The 1223-nt window shown below is 46.5% G+C and carries 1 protein-coding gene; it reads left to right on the plus strand.

The annotated features are described in order from the left end of the window. Nucleotides 1–1184 (plus strand): elongation factor Tu (tuf, locus tag CEX98_RS15280; RefSeq protein WP_099642914.1); only part of this gene is annotated, 1184 nt, incomplete at its 5' end. Nucleotides 1185–1223 lie beyond the last annotated feature (39 nt).

The raw sequence follows: 1223 nt of genomic DNA on the forward strand, positions 1-1223 counted from the left end.
TGGCAAAAGAAAAGTTTGAACGCGTAAAACCGCACGTAAACGTTGGTACTATCGGCCACGTTGACCACGGTAAAACAACTCTAACTGCAGCAATCACTAACGTACTTGCAAAAGTATACGGCGGTGTAGCTAAAGACTTCGCATCAATCGATAACGCTCCAGAAGAGCGTGAGCGTGGTATCACAATCTCAACTTCACACGTTGAGTATGACACACCAACTCGTCACTATGCACACGTAGACTGTCCAGGACACGCTGACTATGTTAAAAACATGATCACAGGTGCTGCACAGATGGACGGCGCGATCCTAGTAGTTGCAGCTACTGACGGTCCTATGCCTCAAACACGTGAGCACATCCTACTTTCTCGTCAGGTTGGTGTACCTTACATCATCGTATTCATGAACAAATGTGACATGGTTGACGACGAAGAGCTACTAGAGCTAGTAGAGATGGAAGTACGTGAACTTCTTTCAGAATACGACTTCCCAGGTGATGACTTACCACTAATTCAAGGTTCAGCGCTTAAAGCGTTAGAAGGCGAGAAAGAGTGGGAAGACAAGATCGTAGAGCTTGCAGAAGCACTAGATTCTTACATCCCAGAGCCAGAGCGTGACATCGATAAGCCATTCATCATGCCTATCGAAGACGTATTCTCAATCCAAGGTCGTGGTACAGTAGTAACAGGCCGTGTTGAAGCTGGTATCATCAACGTGAACGACGAAGTTGAAATCGTAGGTATCAAAGAAACTACGAAGACAACTTGTACAGGCGTTGAGATGTTCCGTAAGCTTCTAGACGAAGGTCGTGCGGGTGAGAACATCGGTGCACTTCTACGTGGTACTAAGCGTGACGAAGTAGAACGTGGTCAAGTACTAGCGAAGCCTGGTTCAATCACTCCACACACGAAGTTCACTTCAGAAGTATACGTACTATCTAAAGATGAAGGTGGTCGTCATACACCATTCTTCAAAGGTTACCGTCCACAGTTCTACTTCCGTACAACAGACGTAACTGGTGACATCCAGCTACCAGACGGCGTAGAAATGGTAATGCCTGGCGACAACATCAAGATGACTGTTGAGCTAATCGTACCAATCGCGATGGACGAAGGTCTACGTTTCGCTATCCGTGAAGGTGGCCGTACAGTAGGTGCAGGTGTTGTAGCAACAATCGAAGCATAAGCTTTAGGTTTGTAGCAATACACACGAAAAAAGGTCGCG

Origin of the sequence: Pseudoalteromonas piscicida (assembly GCF_002744175.1) — a bacterium.
Lineage (GTDB): Bacteria > Pseudomonadota > Gammaproteobacteria > Enterobacterales > Alteromonadaceae > Pseudoalteromonas > Pseudoalteromonas piscicida_B.